At 68.2% G+C, this 18,720-nt stretch carries 17 protein-coding genes; 3 read left to right on the top strand and 14 right to left on the bottom strand.

What is annotated here, in order from left to right; translation table 11 throughout:
• Position 1: 1 nt before the first annotated feature.
• From Q4F19_RS11660 to Q4F19_RS11610, 11 genes are all read right to left on the bottom strand, one after another.
• Complete coding sequence (locus Q4F19_RS11660) at positions 2-1,375, bottom strand: FAD/NAD(P)-binding protein (RefSeq protein WP_303542712.1); 1,374 nt, start codon at positions 1,373-1,375, stop codon at positions 2-4.
• A 36-nt stretch (positions 1,376-1,411) separates the two neighbouring features.
• The gene (locus Q4F19_RS11655; protein ID WP_303542710.1) at positions 1,412-2,353 is read right to left on the bottom strand and encodes an SAM hydrolase/SAM-dependent halogenase family protein; all 942 of its coding nucleotides are present in this window, start codon (positions 2,351-2,353) and stop codon (positions 1,412-1,414) included.
• Positions 2,354-2,363: 10 nt separating this feature from the next.
• The gene (locus Q4F19_RS11650) at positions 2,364-3,167 is read right to left on the bottom strand and encodes a MetQ/NlpA family ABC transporter substrate-binding protein (RefSeq protein WP_303542708.1); all 804 of its coding nucleotides are present in this window, start codon (positions 3,165-3,167) and stop codon (positions 2,364-2,366) included.
• Between the two features lie 8 nt (positions 3,168-3,175).
• On the bottom strand, positions 3,176-3,841 hold the full coding sequence (locus Q4F19_RS11645) for a methionine ABC transporter permease (protein ID WP_303542706.1): 666 nt from the start codon (positions 3,839-3,841) through the stop codon (positions 3,176-3,178).
• Positions 3,838-4,569: a methionine ABC transporter ATP-binding protein gene (locus Q4F19_RS11640; RefSeq protein ID WP_303542704.1), complete on the bottom strand. Its 732-nt coding sequence runs from the start codon at positions 4,567-4,569 to the stop codon at positions 3,838-3,840. The genes Q4F19_RS11645 and Q4F19_RS11640 overlap by 4 nt, the downstream gene beginning before the upstream one ends.
• Entirely contained in the window at positions 4,566-5,582 is a 1,017-nt protein-coding gene (locus Q4F19_RS11635; RefSeq protein ID WP_303542702.1) for an LLM class flavin-dependent oxidoreductase, read from the bottom strand. The genes Q4F19_RS11640 and Q4F19_RS11635 overlap by 4 nt, the downstream gene beginning before the upstream one ends.
• Positions 5,582-6,487 (bottom strand): ATP-grasp domain-containing protein, encoded by a 906-nt coding sequence (locus Q4F19_RS11630; RefSeq protein WP_303542701.1) that lies wholly within the window; start codon positions 6,485-6,487, stop codon positions 5,582-5,584. The genes Q4F19_RS11635 and Q4F19_RS11630 overlap by 1 nt, the downstream gene beginning before the upstream one ends.
• Before the next feature lie 79 nt (positions 6,488-6,566).
• Positions 6,567-7,379: a phosphate/phosphite/phosphonate ABC transporter substrate-binding protein gene (locus Q4F19_RS11625; protein ID WP_303542699.1), complete on the bottom strand. Its 813-nt coding sequence runs from the start codon at positions 7,377-7,379 to the stop codon at positions 6,567-6,569.
• Positions 7,376-8,293, bottom strand: a complete 918-nt coding sequence (locus Q4F19_RS11620; protein WP_303542697.1) for a fatty acid desaturase — start codon at positions 8,291-8,293, stop codon at positions 7,376-7,378. The genes Q4F19_RS11625 and Q4F19_RS11620 overlap by 4 nt, the downstream gene beginning before the upstream one ends.
• A gap of 130 nt (positions 8,294-8,423) precedes the next feature.
• A complete protein-coding gene (locus Q4F19_RS11615) occupies positions 8,424-9,335 on the bottom strand; it encodes a sulfite exporter TauE/SafE family protein (protein WP_303542695.1) in 912 nt (303 codons plus the stop codon).
• A gap of 107 nt (positions 9,336-9,442) precedes the next feature.
• Positions 9,443-9,721: a UvrB/UvrC motif-containing protein gene (locus Q4F19_RS11610; RefSeq protein WP_303542693.1), complete on the bottom strand. Its 279-nt coding sequence runs from the start codon at positions 9,719-9,721 to the stop codon at positions 9,443-9,445.
• Positions 9,722-9,852: 131 nt separating this feature from the next.
• On the opposite strand from Q4F19_RS11610, the gene Q4F19_RS11605 reads away from it, so the two are divergent.
• Together Q4F19_RS11605 and Q4F19_RS11600 are read left to right on the top strand one after the other, a co-directional pair.
• Positions 9,853-12,957: a glycoside hydrolase family 2 protein gene (locus tag Q4F19_RS11605; protein WP_303542691.1), complete on the top strand. Its 3,105-nt coding sequence runs from the start codon at positions 9,853-9,855 to the stop codon at positions 12,955-12,957.
• 13 nt (positions 12,958-12,970) lie between these two features.
• Positions 12,971-14,071 carry a ComEC/Rec2 family competence protein gene (locus Q4F19_RS11600; RefSeq protein ID WP_303542689.1) on the top strand — a complete coding sequence of 367 codons (1,101 nt, stop codon included), beginning with the start codon at positions 12,971-12,973 and terminating at the stop codon, positions 14,069-14,071.
• Here the strand turns inward: Q4F19_RS11600 and Q4F19_RS11595 are convergent.
• Positions 14,038-14,997, bottom strand: coding sequence for an exonuclease domain-containing protein (locus Q4F19_RS11595; RefSeq protein WP_303542687.1), 960 nt, complete (start codon positions 14,995-14,997; stop codon positions 14,038-14,040). The two genes, Q4F19_RS11600 and Q4F19_RS11595, sit on opposite strands and share 34 nt — an antisense overlap.
• A gap of 89 nt (positions 14,998-15,086) precedes the next feature.
• On the opposite strand from Q4F19_RS11595, the gene Q4F19_RS11590 reads away from it, so the two are divergent.
• Positions 15,087-16,637: a cryptochrome/photolyase family protein gene (locus tag Q4F19_RS11590; protein ID WP_303542685.1), complete on the top strand. Its 1,551-nt coding sequence runs from the start codon at positions 15,087-15,089 to the stop codon at positions 16,635-16,637.
• Positions 16,638-16,646: 9 nt separating this feature from the next.
• On the opposite strand, the gene Q4F19_RS11585 is transcribed toward Q4F19_RS11590, so the two are convergent.
• Together Q4F19_RS11585 and Q4F19_RS11580 are read right to left on the bottom strand one after the other, a co-directional pair.
• A complete protein-coding gene (locus tag Q4F19_RS11585) occupies positions 16,647-17,738 on the bottom strand; it encodes an AI-2E family transporter (RefSeq protein WP_303542683.1) in 1,092 nt (363 codons plus the stop codon).
• A gap of 152 nt (positions 17,739-17,890) precedes the next feature.
• Positions 17,891-18,715, bottom strand: coding sequence for an acetoacetate decarboxylase (locus tag Q4F19_RS11580; RefSeq protein WP_303542681.1), 825 nt, complete (start codon positions 18,713-18,715; stop codon positions 17,891-17,893).
• Between the last annotated feature and the right edge of the window lie 5 nt (positions 18,716-18,720).

Here is an 18,720-nt window from a genome sequence, read left to right as displayed (position 1 = left end):
ATCAGAGCCCTTCGGACGAGATCCAGTGCGCGTTGGAGAGGCGCCGCGCGAGCCCCCAGGTCTGCACCCGGATATCGGGCACCGCCGTGATCTCCCAGAAGGTCCCGCGAGTGAGCGGGCCGAGCGCGAACAGCCGATCGGACGGCGCGCCGCTGGCGCCGACGACGCGGCTGTAGCGATCGACCGCGATGCCGAGCGCGCACTCGTCGGGCACGATCAGCCCGGCCTGCCGAAGCTGGCGGAGGAGCGGATCGGCGGTGCGCGCGAGATCAACGCGCGGGCCGCTGCAATTGACGATCCGCCGGGCGAGCAGCTCCTGCACCCCGTCTTGTCCACGCGGCCGCCAGCGGACGAGAGTGCCTTTCCCCTGCGGCGCGAAGCCGAGCGTTTTGCCCGCGACGATCTGGAGACGGCCCTCCGCCTGCAGGACCGCGAGCCGGGCGGCGACGGGCGGAGCGAGCCGGTGCCGGTGGACCTCCCACCAGGGGCGCAGGTGACGGAGGAAGCGCGTGCGCTGATCCTCGGTCGCGCCGAGCCACAGGCTCTGCGTGAAGGGGCGAAGCTCGTCGACCGCCGCATGCCAGCCGATCGCCTCACTGCGTGCGCGGACTTCGCGCAGGAGCGGGGTCAGATCCGTGCGCGGGCGCTCGCCGAGCTTGCCGTGAGGCGGCGCGCCTTCGCCATGCGGGCGGGGCAACAGGCCGCGGCGCGACAGCGCGACGATCCGGCCCGCGAAGCCGCGATTGTCGAGCAGCAGAGCGGCATCGACCATCGTCAGCCCGGTGCCGACGATCAGCACGAGATCCTCAGCGACGAGATTGTCGGAACTGGCGCCCTGCCAGGGATCGGCGACATAGACGTCGTCCGGCAATTGCGCGGGATCGAGATTGTCCGGCGCGGTCGGCGGCAGGTTGCCGACCGCCAGCACGAGAGCATCGGCCTTGATTGCGCGGCCATCGGCCAGCGCGACCGAGACGCCGCCCGCGGACAGATCGGCGCGAACGGCGTCGCCCTGCAGGATCTCGATCCGGCCGGGGTCGCTCGCCCGCGCGGCCTCCAGCGTTTCGCTCAGATATTCGCCGTAGAGCGCGCGCGGCACGAAGCCCTGCGTGCCCAATGATCGGCTTTCGAGCCAGCGCACGAAATGCGCCGCATCGTCGGGGAAGGCGCTCATGTTCGCGGCGCGCACGTTGAGCAGCAGCGAGGGGTCGGTCACCGAATAAGCCGCGCCGCGGCCGACGCTGGGCTTGCGTTCGATCAGGATCGCCTTCGGGCCGGCGTGGCGCAACAGGTTGATCGCCTGCAGCGCGCCGCTGAACCCCCCACCGACGATCGCCGCCTCCCGAATGACCGGTGGCGTCCCTGGCTCAAACATCCGAATTTCGTCTCCGCTTCGCTCGGGCCGCATGCGTTAGCGGCCGCGCGACGGCAGTCGCTCGGCAGACACCCGGATCGTCCAGTTCAGCCCCGATGCCACATGATGCGCCTTGGCGTAATCGCCTTCGTTCAGCGCCAGCGAAAGATTGAGCAGGCTGTTGATGTAGGCGACGGGCTGCCCTTGCGGCACGAAGCCGAAGGATTGCGCATAAGGCGCGGTGACGCTGTCGACGAGGCGGCCGTCATGGAAGATCTCGAACCTGAGCGGATCGCCGAGCGTGATGCCCAGTTCGTCGACGAGTGCGGCCGGGATGTTCGTCCAGACATTGCCGTACTGGACATCGAGGACGGGGATGTCGCCCTTCAACACGCGGCCTTCGCGCACCGCTTTCTGGTGCGGCAGCCGGACGAGCCGGGCGACGGGGATTTCGGGGCCGACCTGCGCGAAGCTGATGACGCCCGCGGCGAGGCGCGCGCCGGTATAGCCGAAGACGTCGCGGCCGTGGAACGTGTTGCTCTTCTCCGAGCCGGGCAGGCGATTGACATGCTCGTCGATCCGGCGCGCCTCGGCGACGCCTTCCACCTCGTCGATCAGCGTGATCAGGCCGTTGTCGGGCAGGATATAATAATGGCCGGCCTTCGTGCGCACGCCGATCGACGGGCGGGCGGTGCCGACGCCGGGATCGACGACCGCGACGAACACCGTGCCCTTCGGCCAGTAAGGCGCGACCTGATACAGCCGGTAGGCGCCGGCCCAGATGTCGCCCGCCGGGATTTCGTGGGTAAGGTCGGAGACGAGCAGCCGGGGCGAGACGCCGTAGGCGACGCCTTTCACTTCGGAGACGGCGCCGTCGCGCAGGCCGAAGTCGGTCATCAGCACGAGCGGGGCGCCGGCAGGCGCGTCCTGCGCGGCGATCGGCGAGGCTATGATCAGCGCAAGCAGCACCAGCGCCCCGCGGGCCAGTCGGTTGAGCATAACCCTTCCCCTAGAAGCTTGGCAGGACCGCGCCCTGATATTTGCGCTGGATGAAGGCCTTGACCTCGGGCGAGCGCAAGGCGGCGATCAGCTTCTGGACGCGGGGATCCTTGTCGCTGCCGGGGCGGCCGACGACGAAGTTGACGTAGGGAGAGGTGCCGTCCTCGATCACGAGCGCGTCGCGGATAGGGTTGAGGCCGGCATCGAGCGCGTAATTGGTATTGATCAGCGCAAGATCGACCTCGCCGAGGATGCGGGGGAGGGTGGCGGATTCGATTTCGCGGAAGGCGAGATGCTTCGGGTTGGCGGTGATGTCCTTGAGCGTGGCGAGCGGATCGGTCGGGTTCCGCAAGGTGATCAGGCCCGCCTTCTGAAGGAGGAGCAGAGCGCGGCCGCCATTGCTCGGCTCGTTGGGGATGGCGACGGCGGCGCCGTCGGGCAGCGCGGCAAGCGTCTTCCACTTGCGCGAATAAGCGCCGAGCGGCTCGACATGGATGCCGGCGATGGGGACGAGCTTGGTGCCGCGCGAGGCGTTGAACGTGTCGAGATAGGGTTTGGTCTCGAAATAGCTGACGTCGATCTGGCCCTGATCGACCTGAAGATTGGGCTGCACATAATCGTTGAAGACGCGGATCTCGAGCGTCAGACCTTCCTTGGCCAGTTCGGGCTTCACGAACTCGAGGATCTCGGCGTGCGGCACAGCGGTCGCGGCGATGGTGAGCGTGTTTGGATCGGCCTTCTTGGCGCCGCTGCCGCCGCAGGCCGCGAGCAGCAAGGCGGAGGCGAGGGCCAGGATCGTGCGACGGGTGGGCATAAGCATCCTCAGCGATGGTCGAAATGGCGGGCGAGGCGATCGCCGGCAAACTGGATGATCTGGACCAGCAAGACCATCAGCGTGACCGTGACCAGCATGACGTCGGTCTGGAAGCGCTGATAGCCGTAGCGGATGGCGAGATCGCCCAAGCCGCCTGCGCCGACGACGCCGGCCATGGCGGTGAACGAGACGAGCGCGACGGCGGTGATCGTCGCGCCCGAGATCAGGCCGGGGAGCGTCTCGGGCAGCAGCATCCGCGTCACGATCTGCAGCCGGGTCGCGCCCATCGCCTGGACCGCCTCGATCGTCGCGCGGGGCACGTCGCGCAGCGCCCCCTCGACGAGGCGCGCGTAGAAAGGGGCGGCGCCGACGACGAGCGGCGGGATCGCGCCGGCGACGCCCAATGAAGTGCCGACGAGCAGCAAGGTCAGCGGGATCATGACGATCAGCAGGATCACGAACGGGATCGAGCGGAGGATGTTGACCAGGATGCCGACGATCCGATTGATCGGGCGGTTGCGGGCGGGCTGGCCCTCGTCGGTGAGGAACAGCAGCACGCCGAGGGGAATGCCGAGCAGGATCGTCAGCGCAAGACTGGCGCCGAGCATGATCAGCGTATCGAGCGTCGCGCGGCCGATCTCGCTCCAGACGATATGCGCGAAGAAATCGGTCATCCCGCGCCCTCGCCGAGCAATTGGAGCGTCGCCTCGTGGCGCGCATCGGCGAAGACCGAGGCGACGGGACCGGCCTCGACCAGACGACCGGAATCGAGCACCGCGACATGATCGCAGATCGCGCGGACGACGCTCATCTCGTGCGTGATGAGGACGATCGTCAGGCCGAGCTCGCGGTTGAGCTCGCCGAGCAGGGCCAGCACGGAGCGCGTCGTCTCTGGATCGAGCGCGCTCGTCGCCTCGTCACAGAGCAGGATGCCGGGGCGGGTGGCGAGCGCGCGCGCGATGCCGACGCGCTGGCGCTGGCCGCCCGAAAGGCGGGCCGGGTGGACGTCGGCCTTGTCGGACAGGCCGACGCGGGCGAGCAGTTCGGCGACGCGTATGTTGCGCTCGGCGCGGGGCACCTTCGACAGTTCGAGCGGCAGAGCGACATTGCCGGCGACGGTGCGCGAGGCGAGCAGGCCGAAAGATTGGAAGATCATGCCGATCCCGCGGCGCAGATCGCGCAGGGCGGCGGGCGACAGGCCGCTCAGCGCCGCGCCGAGCACGCGCACCTCGCCCTCGCTCGGCTTTTCGAGGCCGTTGATCAGCCGCAGCAAAGTCGATTTGCCCGCACCCGAGCGGCCGATCACGCCGAACACCGAGCCCTGCGGCACGTCGAGCGAGACGTCGTCGAGCGCACGCGTGCCGTCGGCGAAGCGCTTGTTGACATGGTCGAGCGTGATCATGCGGTGCCCATCACCTGCACGGCGAAACGCTCCATCTCCTCGGCCTGCGGGCTCATCTGGAGCAGCAGCAGATCGAGCCCGGCCTCTGCATATTCGGCGATGCGCTCCTTAAGCTGTTCGGGCGTGCCGACGAGGTTGGGGCGCAGGCCGCGGTTCGAGACCGAATATTCCTGCAGCTTCAGCTCGCGCTCCAGCTGCGTGCCCGACAGCCACTGATCGAAATTGTCGTAGCCGGCGGGGAGGTCGGCAACGGTCGTGATCCGCTCCAGCTCGCGCTTGGCCTCGGCCTCGCTGTCGCGGACGATCGCATAGGCGGCCATGCCATAGGTCATCGGCGCGCCGCCCGCGGCTTCGCGGCGGCGGGCCATGTCGGCGATCTTGGGAGCGACCGCGTCGACCGGATCGCCGTGCATGACATAGGCGTCGCATTGCGCGGCGATCATCTGCTTGGCTTTGTCGCTCTCGCCGCCGGCATAGACGATCGGGCGCTTGACGGGCTTGGGGGCGCAGATCGCGTCTTCGGTGGTGTAGAAATCGCCCGCGAAGCTGAAACGCTCCTGCGTCCATAGGCCATCGACGACCTGCAGCCATTCGGCGGTGCGCGCATAGCGATCGTCATGCTGATCGAACTGGAGCCCGTACTGGCGCGCCTCGTCCGCCCACCAGGACGAGACGACGTTGAGCGACAGCCGCTCGCCGGCGATCCGATCGATATTCGCCGCCGCCTTTGCGAAGAGCGCGGGGTGGTGGAAATTGGGGCGGACCGCGACCATCAGCTCGAGCCGCTCGGTGACCGCGGCCAGAGCGGCGGCGGTGGACCAGGCATCGAGCGCGGGCTGATCGATACCCTTGATGTCGTTGAGGTTGAGCTCGGCAATCAGCGTGAGGTCATAGCCCCAGCGCTCGGCATCCTGCGTCAAGCGCTTGGCATAGTCCCAGCTCGCCTCCATGCCCTCGTCGGGCACGTTGCGCAGCCAGCCGCCGAAGACGGGCATCCAAAAGCCGTAGCGCATCAGCGCGCCTCCCCGATCCAGCCGATCAGACGATCGACCAGCTGATCGTGCGGATCCCAGCCGAGCACGTCGAGCGGCTTCGCGACGAAATTGGAGAGCGCGTTGATATCGTAGAAGCGGGCGACGCCGTCGCGATCGTCGATCATCACCTCGACCCCGCCGACATCGAGCGAGGCGGCGCGCGCGATCGCCTCGGCCGCGTCGCGCAGTGCGGGGGCGGGTTCGACCGCGGTCATCGTGATGGCGCTGCCGGGAACCTGGCAGGCATCGGCTGGGCAGAGATCGAAGCCGCCATCGCCCCTGACCTCGATCGCATAAAGATAGGCCCGGTCGAGCGTTTCGATGCGGGTGATCGCGCCACCGTGCGCGGGGACATAATCCTGCACGAGCAGGACGCCGTCGATGCTCGTGGGGAGGCCGCCGTCAGCGATGGCGGCGCGCAGTTCGTCGCGCGTGTCGAAGCGGACGATGCCCGCGCCCGCGCCGCCGATATTGGCCTTCACGACCAAGGGGAAGCCGACCGCGTCGGCAGCGTCCGCGACATCTGCCGCGCGATGGACGACGCGCGTCTTGGGGATGGCGAGGCCGAGGCCGGACACAAGCGAAAGCTGGCGCGCCTTGGACGTGTCGATCGCGAGCGCCGCCGGGCCGTTCAGCACCCGCGCGCCGGCGCGTTCCCACTGCGCGAGCAGGGCACCGGTCCAGAAGATCGGATGCTCGGCCTCGCGCAGGAACGCCGACATGGCGATGCGGCTGAGGATCACGGGCGCAGGCGCAGTGGCATCGGCAGGATCGAAGCCGCCATCGGGGCGCAGCGCGGCATAATCGACCCCGCGCCGGTCGAGCGCGGCGAACAGCGGCTGGAACCAGACCGGATGCTCATAGAGGATGGCGAGATCGGTCATGGACGGTGCCGAAGCGCAGGGGAGGGTATCGAGATCATCGGCGCACTTAGCGGTCTTGGCGGGCGCAGGTCGAGGTGCGTCATGCGAGCGCGGGATAACCGAGCCGGATCGCGTCCTCCTCGATCGTGCGGATCGCCTCATAGGCTGCAGGATCCAGGATATCGAAGCCGTCGAGAAACAGCAAAGCGCGCGCTTCGGCCAGAGCGGGATCGGTGGCGACCGCGGCCAGGGCTTCGCGCAGGGCGGCAAGCTCCCGCGCGGTCGTCGCGGGCGAGGTGACGAGGGGCAGGCCCGGCGAAGCGATCGTCCAGCCGATCGTGCGCAGCCGGCGGGCCGTCTCGGGCTCGTCGCGCTCGAGATGGGCGAAAGACACGGCATCGATCGCGGCGACGTCGGCGCCGCCCGTCGCGACGAGGCGGGCGCTGGCGACGTGCGATCCGGTCGCGATCAGCTCCGAGAAGAAGCGCCCGCCGTCGGCCAGAGGCGCCACGGCGGCGCGGAAGAGGTTCATGCCTGAATTGGAGCTCGATTCGTTGAGCGCGGCGCGTCGGTCGCGGAGGGCAATCAGGGCGTCGGCCGGATCATCGATGCGCACGACGATGCGGCTGCGATAGGTGCTGCCGTCGCAACCTGCGACGCGATAGCGCGGGGTCGCGACATAAGGGAGCTTGTCGCGCCAGGCGGTGACGAACGGATAGCCGCAGGATTGGGCGAGCAAGAGCCTTTCGTCGTCCCAGATCACGGCCGGGGCGCGATCGCGATCGAGCCGGGGCGGAACATTCGTGACGCCGGTTCGCGCGAGGTGGGCGGCGATGGCGGTCCACAGCTGATCGTTCGCCGCACGCGCGCCGGGCGTGTCGTACATACCGAGCGAGGCGGCGCGGCGGCTCATGGCGCCGGTCTGGCATGGTCGGGGTGGATGAGCGTGTCGTGCGCGTGGAGCAGGTAGCGGCGCGCGACGTCGCGATAGCCGGCGTAGATCAGCCCCCCGTTGCCGGCGAGGAGCGAGGAGCGGTTCGCGCGATAGAAGCCCGGCAGCCGGAACCACGGAAGGCCCGGTGCGCGGTGATGCGCGGCGTGGAGATTGTTGTGCAGGAACAGCAAAGCGAAGGGCCCCGCGCGCTCGACGATGGCGACGCGGTGATCGGGCAGAGGATCCGCGCGATGCTCGGCGAAGGAGCGCAGCAGCGAGAGCGCCGTGCCCGGATAGACGAAGCAGAGCCCATATCGGCCGAGCGTCAATCCGACATGATCGAGCCAGATCAGGACGAGCGCGACGCCCGCCAGATGAGGAAGCCAGTCGCGCAGCACCGCGATCGGGGTGCGGACCAGGCGGGCGCTTTCGCCGATCAGGGAGCGACCGATCGTGACCGGCGGGCCGAGCAGGAGTCGACCGGCGAGCGTCGCCTGCGTCGCTTCCAGCAGCAGCGCCGCGCGCGTCCAAAGGCGTTCGTCATCCGCCAGATAGCGGGATTCGGGATCCTCGAACGGATCGGTGACCGCCTCCGTCGCATGGTGCGCGAGATGCGTCCGGCGATAGACGGCGTAAGGCAGCCAGAGCGAGAGCGGTGCGGCGCCGATCAGCGCGTTGACCGTCCGGTTGGGGGTGGGATGGCCGTGGATCGTCTCGTGCTGGAGCGAGCCCTGCCAGGCGATCAACCAGCCGCCGACGAACGGCAGCAGCCAGCCGGGCAGGCCCGCATGATAGAGGGTCGCCAGCAGCCAACCGCCATAGACCGCCACCGCCAGCAGGAGCGTGGGCCATTCGACCGCGGATATGCGGGACGCACGAGCTGGACCCCTCAACGCTACTCCTCTCCCGACCGGCGCCGATCATCGGCTGTCGGGAAATCCTAGCGGTGCGATAGGAGATTTGCCGAATGGGCTCTTCTTGGGCGGGCCAAAGCTGATCTTGCAGCGGTGCGAGCCGCAGTGATCAGAATACGAGGCGTCCGCCGACCAGCACGAGCGTGCCCGCGAGGATCGGCCGCAGGATGCGATCCGAGGCGCGCGCGGCGAAGTGGCTGCCGAGGATGATGCCGGGGATCGAGCCGACGAGTAAAGATTCCATCAGCGGCAGATTTACCGTCCCCAAGGCGAGGTGGCCCGCACCCGCGATCAGGGTGAGCGGAACGGCGTGGGCGATGTCCGAGCCGACGATGCGCGACAGCGGCATGTCGGGATAGAGGAAGATCAGCACCGTCACGCCGATCGCGCCCGCGCCGACCGAGGAGAGAGTGATCAGGACGCCGAGCGCCGCGCCGAGCACGATCGTCAGCGTCTGCGCTCTCGCGGGGCTGAGCACGAAGGATCGCCGCTGCGCGAGCTCGAACAATTTGTGGCGGAAGAACAAGGTCACCGCGGTCAGCAGCAAGGCGAAGCCGAGCACGGTCGAGATGAGCTTCGACGAGGATCCCTCGTTGTCGCGCAGGACATAGAGCAGGCCGACCGTGAGGATCGTCGCGGGAACGCTGCCCAGCGCCAGACGCCCGGTCACGCGCCAGTCAATCGTGCGATTGGCGCCGTGGACCATCGTGCCGACACTCTTGGTGGCCGAGGCGTAGAGCAGATCGGTGCCGACCGCGGTGCTGGGATGGAGCCCGAACAGCAGCACGAGCAGAGGCGTCATCAAAGAGCCGCCGCCGATGCCGGTCAGACCGACGAGGATGCCGATCGCAAGCCCCGAAAAGGCATAGACCGGGTTGAAGCCATCGGACGCCTTGCCGGTGACGAGCCCGCCGTGGCTCCACGCGAGGACCAGGCACGAGGCGGCGACCGCCAGCCCGATGAGGATGGGAAGCCAGGCGGGGAGGCGATTGCCTGGCGCTGGCGCGGTGGTGCTGCTCATCCGACCCGTCCGATTCCCGGTTTCATCCTGACGAGCCTTATCGCCGACTGGCACCGGCGGATAGCGAGGGCAGGCACGGGGACGCTCGGTTGCGCGCGCCTATCGGGTCAACGATCGCGTCGGCGGCGGCCGGATGCGAGGAAATCGGGTTTGGGCGGCGGCGTCCAGCCCGGCGGAGGCTCCATCCGCTGCTGGCTCGTGCCGAGCCCCATCGCGCCGGGACGCTGGCGGATCAGCCCCGCGGCATCGGCCTGCTCGGCCTCGCTGGCCGAGGCTCCGCCGCGCATCAGATTGATCCTGTCGCGCAGGCGGCGCGCCTCCTCGAAGTCGAGCGCCAGCGCCGCGGCTTCCATCTGCTCGCGCAGGCTCTCGATTGTGTCGGTCATGTCGGTCCCAACGCCCGGCCCGTCGATTCGATCGATCGCCACCTGCTGAGAGGACCGACAGATCGCGGCGAGACAGGGCAGGCGATCCGCTTTAGGCAGTCGTGCGACTGCGAAGAGGGGTGATGCTTGCGATGCGCCGTAGATCATTTGCCGGGCTGGTGGCCGCCTTGTGCACGACGGCGGCGTTCGCCGCGCCCGTGCCGGAGACGCAGCGGCTGATGCTGACCGGACACGGTCCGGACGATGCGGTGCCCTGGGATTTTAGGATCGACGGCGGCATGCAGGCAGGCAAGGCGGCCAAGATCGCCGTGCCGTCCAACTGGCAGCAAAAGGGCTTCGGCCATTATCAATATGGCTATGATCTCGGCCCCCGTGCGGACGGGGATCATGGCTCTTACAGCCGCCGGATCGCGATCCCGGCCGACTGGAAGGGCCGCGTCATCCGGATCGTGTTCGATGGCGTGATGACCGACGCGCTGGTCAAGGTGAATGGGGCGGTTGCGGGGCCCGTTCATCAGGGGGGATTCAACCGCTTCGGCTATGACGTGACGGCGCTGGTGAAGCCCGGCGAGGAGGCGCTGATCGAGGTCGAGGTGAGCGAGGTCTCGGCGGCCAAGGATACGGAACTCGCCGAGCGGCATGCGGACTACTGGGCGTTCAGCGGCATCTATCGGCCGGCGTGGCTGGAGGCAGCGCCAGCGCAGTCGATCGGCACGGTCGCCATCGACGCACGTGCCGACGGCGACATCGCCGCCACCATCGGGATCGCCGTGCCCCAGGGCGGACGCGTGGATGGCCAGACGGTGACGCGGATCGAGGGGCAGGTGGTGACGCTCGATGGGAGCCCGGTCGGCCAGCCTTTCTCGACGGCGATCCCGGCGGGCGGGAGCGGGCGGGTGCGCGTGGCCGGTCATATCGCCGATCCCAAATTGTGGTCGGCCGAGGCGCCCAACCTCTATGCGCTGGATCTCACGCTCTACAATGGCGAGACGGCTGTACACCGGACCCGCCAGCGTTTCGGCTTCCGGACGTTCGAGGTGCGGCCCGAGGGACTGTTCCTCAACGGCCAGCGCATCCTGCTAAAGGGCGTCAATCGCCACAGCTTCCGCGCCGACACGGGCCGCGCGCTCAGCCGCGCCGATTCCTATGCAGATGCGCGCGAGTTGAAGGCGCTCAACATGAATGCGGTGCGGATGTCGCATTATTCGCCCGAGGAATCCTTCCTGGAAGCGGCGGACGAACTGGGCCTCTATGTGCTCGACGAGCTGAGCGGCTGGCAGCATGCGCATGACACGGAAGTCGGGCGCAAGCTGGTGCGCGAGCTCGTCGAGCGCGACGTTAATCACCCCGCCATCCTGTTTTGGGACAATGGCAATGAGGGCGGATGGAATCGCCAGCTGGACGGCGATTTCGCGCTCTATGATCCGCAGCAGCGCACCGTGCTGCACCCGTGGGAGTGGCATGGCGGGATCGATACGAAGCATTATCCGCATTATGAGGATCTCGTCCGCCGGCTGAGCGGCCCGGCTCTCGTGATGCCGACCGAATTTCTCCACGGCCTGTATGATGGCGGCGGCGGCGCGGGGGTCGACGAATATTGGCGCGCCATCTCCACTTCGCCGCGCGGCGCCGGCGGGTTCATCTGGGCTTTCGCCGACGAAGGGATCGCGCGCACCGACCAGGCCGGCCGGATCGACGTCGCAGCCACGCTCGCGCCGGACGGGATCGTCGGCGCGCGGCACGAATGGGAGCCGAGCGCCTATGCGGTCAGGGACGTGTGGTCGCCGGTGCAGATCGCCGCGCCGCGTATCGATGCCGGGTTTGCGGGCCTGATCCCGGTCACGAACCTCCACGACTTCACGTCGCTCGATCGCGTGCGCTTCGAATATGCGTGGATCCGGTTCGCGGGCCCGAACGATCGCGCGACGACGCCGCGGACGATCGCCGCAGGCGCTTTTGCGGGGCCGCCGGTCGCGCCGCATGCGAACGGCGCGTTGCGCGTCCCGCTGTCGCCCGGCTGGGCGAAGGCCGATGCGCTGTCGATGGTCGCGAAAGAGGGCGGCACCGTGCTGGCGCAATGGACCTGGCCGGTCGCCAAGCCCGACGAGGCCGAGCCATCCGGACGCGGCGCCACGCCGCATGTGGCTCGCGCGGGCAATGTCGTGAGCCTGACCGCGGGCGGCGCGATTGCGCGTTTCGATGCCGCGACCGGGCTGCTGACGAGCCTGTCACGGGGCGGACATGATGTCTCGCTCCGCAACGGGCCGCGCCTCGTGGCGATGACGGCAGGGAAAGCCGGCGACAAGCCGGACTGGACCGGCACGAGCCCGGCGGGCACAGGCGTTTTCCGTCTGTCGAGCCCCGTCTTCGCCGATCAGGCCGAGATCGATATCGGGCTGAAGGGGCAGGATAGCTGGGGTGGTTTCAAGGCGGAGATCTCGGGCGACGGCGTGACGTGGCGGACGATCTTTTCGGGAGATCGGACCGAGCGCGACGGCATGATCTACGGCTTTCCCGCACAGACCGTGTCGATGGTGCGGGTGACCGATCTCCACGCGGTCCATCGTACGCCGGAGATCGTCTCGGTCCGCCTCGGCGCCGAGCCCGGCCGCTTCCCGCTGGCGGCAAAGGCAGCGATCCTGAGCAGCGGCGAAGGCAGCGATCCGGCCACGGGTCGGGCCACCGCATGGATAGAGGCGCGCAACGCGGGCGGGCTGGACAGCGCGCGCTGGACGATGCGACCGGATGGCACGCTGACGCTGGACTATGCCTATTCGCTGAGCGGCCAATATCTGTACCACGGCATCGGTTTTGATCAGCCGCCGGCAGGCGTGCGATCGGTCCGGGCGCTCGCGCAGGGGCCGCGTCCGGTCTGGAAGAACCGCACTCGCGGAACCGTGCTCGGCGTTTATGATTTGGCAGGCAGCGATCCCAAATCGGCGTTGCATCCCGATGATGCAGGCTATTTCGCCGGGCTGCGCTGGGCGCGTTTCGAGACTGCCGGCGGGCTCTGGACGGTGCGAACCGAAGATGCCGAGACCTTCCTGCAGCTCGGCGCGAAAGTGGCGGATTCGCCCGCGACGTCGCCGGCCTTTCCGGCGAGCGATGTCGGCTTCCTCAAGGCGATCCCCCCCATTGGCACGAAATTCCAGCCGGCGAACACGACCGGGCCGGCCGGACTGCCTTCGGATGCTTCGGGCCGCTATGCGGGCCGTCTGACGTTTCAGCTCCAGTGAACTGGAGCGCGCGATGAAGCACCTCGTCTTCGCATTAGCGATCTGCGGCGTCTGCGCATCGCCCACGCCGGCGGCGGATCGCGGTGCGCTGCGCATCGTCTTCATCGATGTCGAGGGCGGGGCGGCGACCTTGATCGTCACGCCCGAGGGCCACTCGCTGCTGATCGATACCGGCTGGCCTGCGGCGCTGAGCGGCGGGGGGAAGCCGGCGGCGGCGGGCAGCGGAACCAGCGCGCAGCGGATCGTCGCCGCGGCGAAGCGCGAAGGCCTGTCGCGGATCGATCATCTGCTGCTGACGCATTACCACGCCGATCATCTCGGCGGCGCGCGCGAGCTGATCGGCGCCTTCCCGATCGGAGCATTTGTCGATCACGGCCCCAATCGCCAGCCGGCGGTGGGCGATCCGCCCGCCAACCGGAGCGGCTATCAGCCGGCGGAGCTCTATGCCGGCTATGTCGCGGCGATCGCCGGCAAGCCGCATCGCGTGATGCGGCCGGGCCACGTGCTGACGATCGACGGGCTGAGCGTCACCGCGATCGACAGCGACGGCGCGATCCTTAATCGGTCGCTGCCGGGCGCTGGCGGTCCGGGTGTCGGGTGTGCGGCCGCTACGCGCGGCACCGACATCGGCACCGACGAGAATCCGCGCTCGCTGGGGACTCTGTTGGCGTGGGGCAAGGCGCGCATCCTCGCTTTGGGTGACACGACGCGCATCATCGAGGATCGGCTCGTCTGCCCGCGCGACCTGATCGGGCCGGTCGATCTGATGATCGCCGACAATCACGGGACGGACAATGCGGGCAGTCCGCTTCTGCTCGATACGGTGAAGCCGTCGGTGATCGTCTTCAACAATGGCGCGGCCAAGGGTGCGGACCAGGCATCCCTGGCCTTCGCGAAGGCAGCGCCTTACGTGCGGGGCATCTGGCAAGTCCATTTCGCGACGCGCAGTCCAGGCGACAATGCCCGGGCCGGGCAGATCGCCAATCCCGACGGGGCGGATGCGATGCACCCGCTGCGCCTTGCGATCGGCCGCGATGGCGCGATTGCCGTGACCAATATGCGCACCGGCCTCACGACGCACTATCCCAAGGCGGCGGCGCGCCCTTCGAGGTGATCCACGATGCCGCCATGAGGGGCGTGCTCGTCCGATAGCGTCGGGGCGGCGCCGATCCGGGCTCGAAGCTCCTCTTCCTCGACGATCTCGATGTAGGCGCCGGCGCGGTTCAGTTCTTCCGCGCGGCGATGCGCGGCGCTGGCCGCGACATAGCGCCCGAACGGCTGATCGCGGCTGACGACGAGCAGGTTCGAGGTGGGGCCGACCGAGGCGACGACGCGCGCGCCGGCGTCCGCCAGCCAGCGGGCGAGGGGGCCATCGCGCGGGGCGCCGAGGATCGCGGCGCGCTGGCCCTTGAGCGGCCCGTCCGCCGCAGGCTTGGGAGCGGGGCCGCCGCGCGCATTGGCCGGCGTCATCCAGCCGGCGAGATCGATGCCGGTATGGTCGATCGCGCGGACGATCACTATGCCGGCGGCGCGCGCGTCGCTCAGCGCGTCATGATGCTTGTGGCGGACGCCGAGGAACTTGGTCAGCACGTTGAGGCGGTGGCTCGGCAGATCGGGCCAGGCGCGTTTGGCGACGCGCACGCTATCGAGCCAGCGCGTCTCGATCGCCGGGCGATCATGCACCCGGCAGGCGGCCGCGAGCGCGCCCTTGTCGAAATAGGAATGCGCGACGGTGATGCGGCCGGAGAGATGGCTGTCGACGATCGCATGGATGTGATCGAAGCTCGGCTTGCCGACGACATGATCGCAGCTGATCCCGTGGATGCGCGTGTTGAACGGCGAGAAATCGTCGCGCGGATCGACCAATGTCTCGTAGGCGAAAACCTCGATCCCGGCGCGAAAGCCGACGATGCCGATCTGGCAGATGCTGCTGACGCGCGAGCAGGCGGTCTCGACGTCCACCACCACGAAGTCCGGGAGCGTCGGGTCGGTGTCGGGCGGGATCGGGATGGCTGCCGGCAGCGGCATCGTGGCGCTCATCATCGGAACATAACATGCCCGCCCCGCGACGACAGCGGGGAAATCATGTCGGCGGGGACGAACCCGCCTCGCGCGCGTTGGCGGTGCCTATGACGATCCTCATCCCCGTCCTCGGCGACCAGCTTTCCCATGATCTCGCTTCGCTGCGCGACGTCGATCGCGCCGATGCGGTGGTGCTGCTGATGGAGGTGGCGGACGAGACGACCTACGTCCGGCATCACAAGCGCAAGATCGCGCTGATCTTCTCGGCGATGCGCCACTTTGCCGAGGAACTGCGCGGCATGGGCTGGACGGTCGATTATGTCCGGCTGGACGATCCGGCCAACAGCGGCAGCTTCACGGGGGAGGTCACGCGCGCGGTTGCACGGCACGGGGCGAGCGCGATCCGGATCACCGAATCCGGCGAATGGCGGGTCAAGACGATGATCGACGGCTGGCAGCGGGCGCTCGGCCTGCCGGTGAAGATCCTCCCCGACGACCGCTTCGTGTGCGGCATCCTGGAGTTCCAGACCTGGGCGCAGGCGCGGAATGATCTGGTGATGGAATTTTTCTATCGCGAGATGCGCCGCAAGACGGGCCTGCTGATGACCGCCGACGGCAAGCCCGAGGGCGGCACGTGGAATCTCGATCAGGAAAACCGCGCGCCGCCCAAGCGCGGGCTCAATTATCCCGAGCCGCTGCACATCGCGCCCGACGCGATCACGCAGGAGGTGATCGACATGGTCGCGGCGCGCTTCGCCGGGCATTTCGGGCGGCTCGATAAATTCGGCCTCGCGGTGACGGCGGGCGACGCGCGGCGCGCTCTGGATCATTTCGTGCGCACCGCTTTGCCCGATTTCGGGGCCTATCAGGATGCGATGGTGACCGGGCAGGACTGGCTCTACCATAGCTGGCTCAGCCCCGCCTTGAATCTCGGCCTGCTGACGCCGCTGGAAGTCGCGCAGGCGGCGGCCGATGCCTATGCCGCGGGCGACGTGCCGCTGAATGCGGCCGAGGGCTTCATCCGCCAGATCATCGGCTGGCGCGAATATGTCCGCGGCTATTACTGGCTGGAAATGCCCGCGGTCGCGCAGGCCAATGCGCTGGAGGCGACGCGGCCGCTGCCCGAATTCTACTGGACCGGCGAGACCGACATGCTGTGCATGGCCGAAGCGGTGCGCAACACGCGCGATCATGGCTATGCGCATCATATCCAGCGACTGATGGTGCTCGGCAATTTCGCGATGCTGGCGGGGGTGCGGCCGCAGGACGTCGCCGACTGGTTCCTCGTCGTCTATGCCGATGCCTATGAATGGGTTGAGCTGCCCAACGTCATCGGGATGAGCCAGCATGCCGATGGCGGGCGGCTCGCTACCAAGCCTTATGCTGGCGGCGGCGCCTATATCAATCGCATGTCCGATCATTGCGGGCGCTGCCGCTACGACGTGAAGCAGAAGACCGGGCCGAATGCCTGCCCGTTCAACGCGCTCTACTGGGATTTCCTCGCGCGCCACGAGCGGCGCTTTCGGCGCAATCGGCGGATGGTGCAGATGTATGCGAACTGGGACCGGATGAAGCCCGAGATACGCGAGGCCTATCGCGCGAGCGCCGCCGCCTTTCTCGAAACGCTGGAGCCGGCGGCGGCGGGATGGGCACGGTAGCGGGCGCGGTCAGGGCGCCGGCGTGAGGGGCTCGGGGCCTTCGACCTTGTCCTGGCGCTGTTCGGTCAGGATGCGCCAGCCGGTGATGAACAGGGCGCCGACGAGCGGGCCGATGACGATGCCGCTCAGCCCGACCAGATCGATCCCGCCGAGCGTCGTCACCAGCACCAGCCAATCGGGAATGCCCGTGTCGCGGCCGACGAGCATCGGCCTGAGGATATTGTCGACCAGGCCGATTACCAACACGCCCGACAGGATCACGACCACCGCCTGCCAGATCGCGCTCGTCGCCAGCAGGTAGATCGCGACGGGCGCCCAGATGATCGTCGGGCCTATCGCGGGCAGCAGCGCCGCGATCGCCATCAGCACGCCCCAGAGAAGCGCGGCGGGCAGGCCGACGATCCAGAAGGTGATCGCGCCCAGCGCGCCCTGGACGAGCGCGACGACGCCCGATCCCTTGATCGTCGCGCGGACGACCGCGACGAACTTGTCCGCGAGCCGCGCGGCGACCGCAGGCTCAAGCGGCAGCGCGCGCTGGATCGCCGGGCCGATGCGATCGCCGTCGCGCAGCAGGAAGAAGGTCACGTAGAGCGCGACGCCGAAGGCGAGGACGAAGGCGGCGGCATTGGCGCCGATCGAGAAGGCCTGACGGGCGAGCAGGGTCGCGCTGTTGCTCACCGCCTGCGAGATCTGCGCCTGTGCGCGCTCGAAACTGTCGAAGCCCGATCGGTCCATCAGATGCTGGAGGCGCAGCGGCAGCGCATCGTGGACCTGCTTGAAATAGGAGGCGAAGTTGATCTGGCCGGTGCGGATCTGGGTATAGACGCCCGCCGCCTGGTCCACGACGAGGCTGGCCACGATCAGCGCGGGGATGACGACCGCGACGGTGAAGATCAGCATCGTCACCGCCGCAGCCCGGTTGCGGCGACCAGGCCAGCGGGCGAGCAGCCGCTGATAGATCGGCTGGAAGAGAAGCGCCGCGAGCGCCGCCCACAGCAAGGCGCCGGCAAAGCTGGAGACGATGAGTCCCAGGCCGAGCGTGATAAGGCCGAGGAACAGGACGAGCCCGCCGCTTTCGACACGCCGTCGATCAATCGTCACAATCAGGCCTTCGCACGGGAGCGTCGGCGATGAGGCGTTCCTCGTCGTCTCGACGGTCAGTATCGGCGCCTAACTCCCGGGAGCCGAGATCGCTCCTTGCGGCAGATTAAGGCCGGACGCCGCCGCCGCGAGCGGCGGCGACGCAGATCGCTTCAGTTGGCGGCCACCAAAGGATCGCCGCCGCCCGACAGATCGCCCTGACCCGAATCCCCGATCGCCGGACGCGCCTTGTCGCCCGCCTCTTCGAGATAATCGTGGAGGACGCGACCATAAGGCAGCGTCATGTCGGTGACGAGATGGAGCCCGCCCTTGTGCTCGAGCACGGGCAGATCGGCCATCGGGCAATTGACCGCCGGGATCAGCTCCAGCTGCGCGCGGCCACGCCAGGCGCCCTTCACCTTGATGTCGGCGAAGTTGATGCCGACGAGCTGCGCGATCGCCGCCGAGCCATCGATGTCGGGGATCAGCTTCAGCGTGACCTGGGTGCGCTTGAGCAGCGCCTCCAGCTCGGCCTTGTCACCGACCACTTCGTGCTTGTAGACCATCGTCCCGGTGGCGGCACGCTGCCCCGAATAGAGCAGGACGCCGGTCAGCGTATCGCTCGCCGTCGTCAGCGTCGCGGCGCCGTACTTCATCGGATAGCCCCAGATCTCGCGACCACCTGCCAGCGGCGGGCAATTATCGACATACATCTGGACAAGGAAGTTGCACTTCTCGCCGTTGAACGTGCACGGGATCGCCTGCAGCGCGGCCGAATAGGCGCCGAAGCCCTCGCCGTCGGGCAGATCGAGCCACTGGACCGAGACCGTGTCGCCATCGGGCTCCAGCGGTTCAGGCAGCAATTTGCGGATCATCGCCGGATCGGTCCGGTAATAGATGATCATATATTGCCGCTCGAAGAATTTGTACGGCCCTTCCGGATAGGTCGGGCTCTGGAGCGGCATCGAGCTGAGCTTCAGCACATCCTGCTTGTTCATGTCCG

The sequence above is a fragment of the Sphingomonas natans genome (assembly GCF_030546695.1).
Lineage (GTDB): Bacteria > Pseudomonadota > Alphaproteobacteria > Sphingomonadales > Sphingomonadaceae > Sphingomonas_I > Sphingomonas_I natans.
This window is presented reverse-complemented; position numbering and strand designations above follow the sequence as displayed.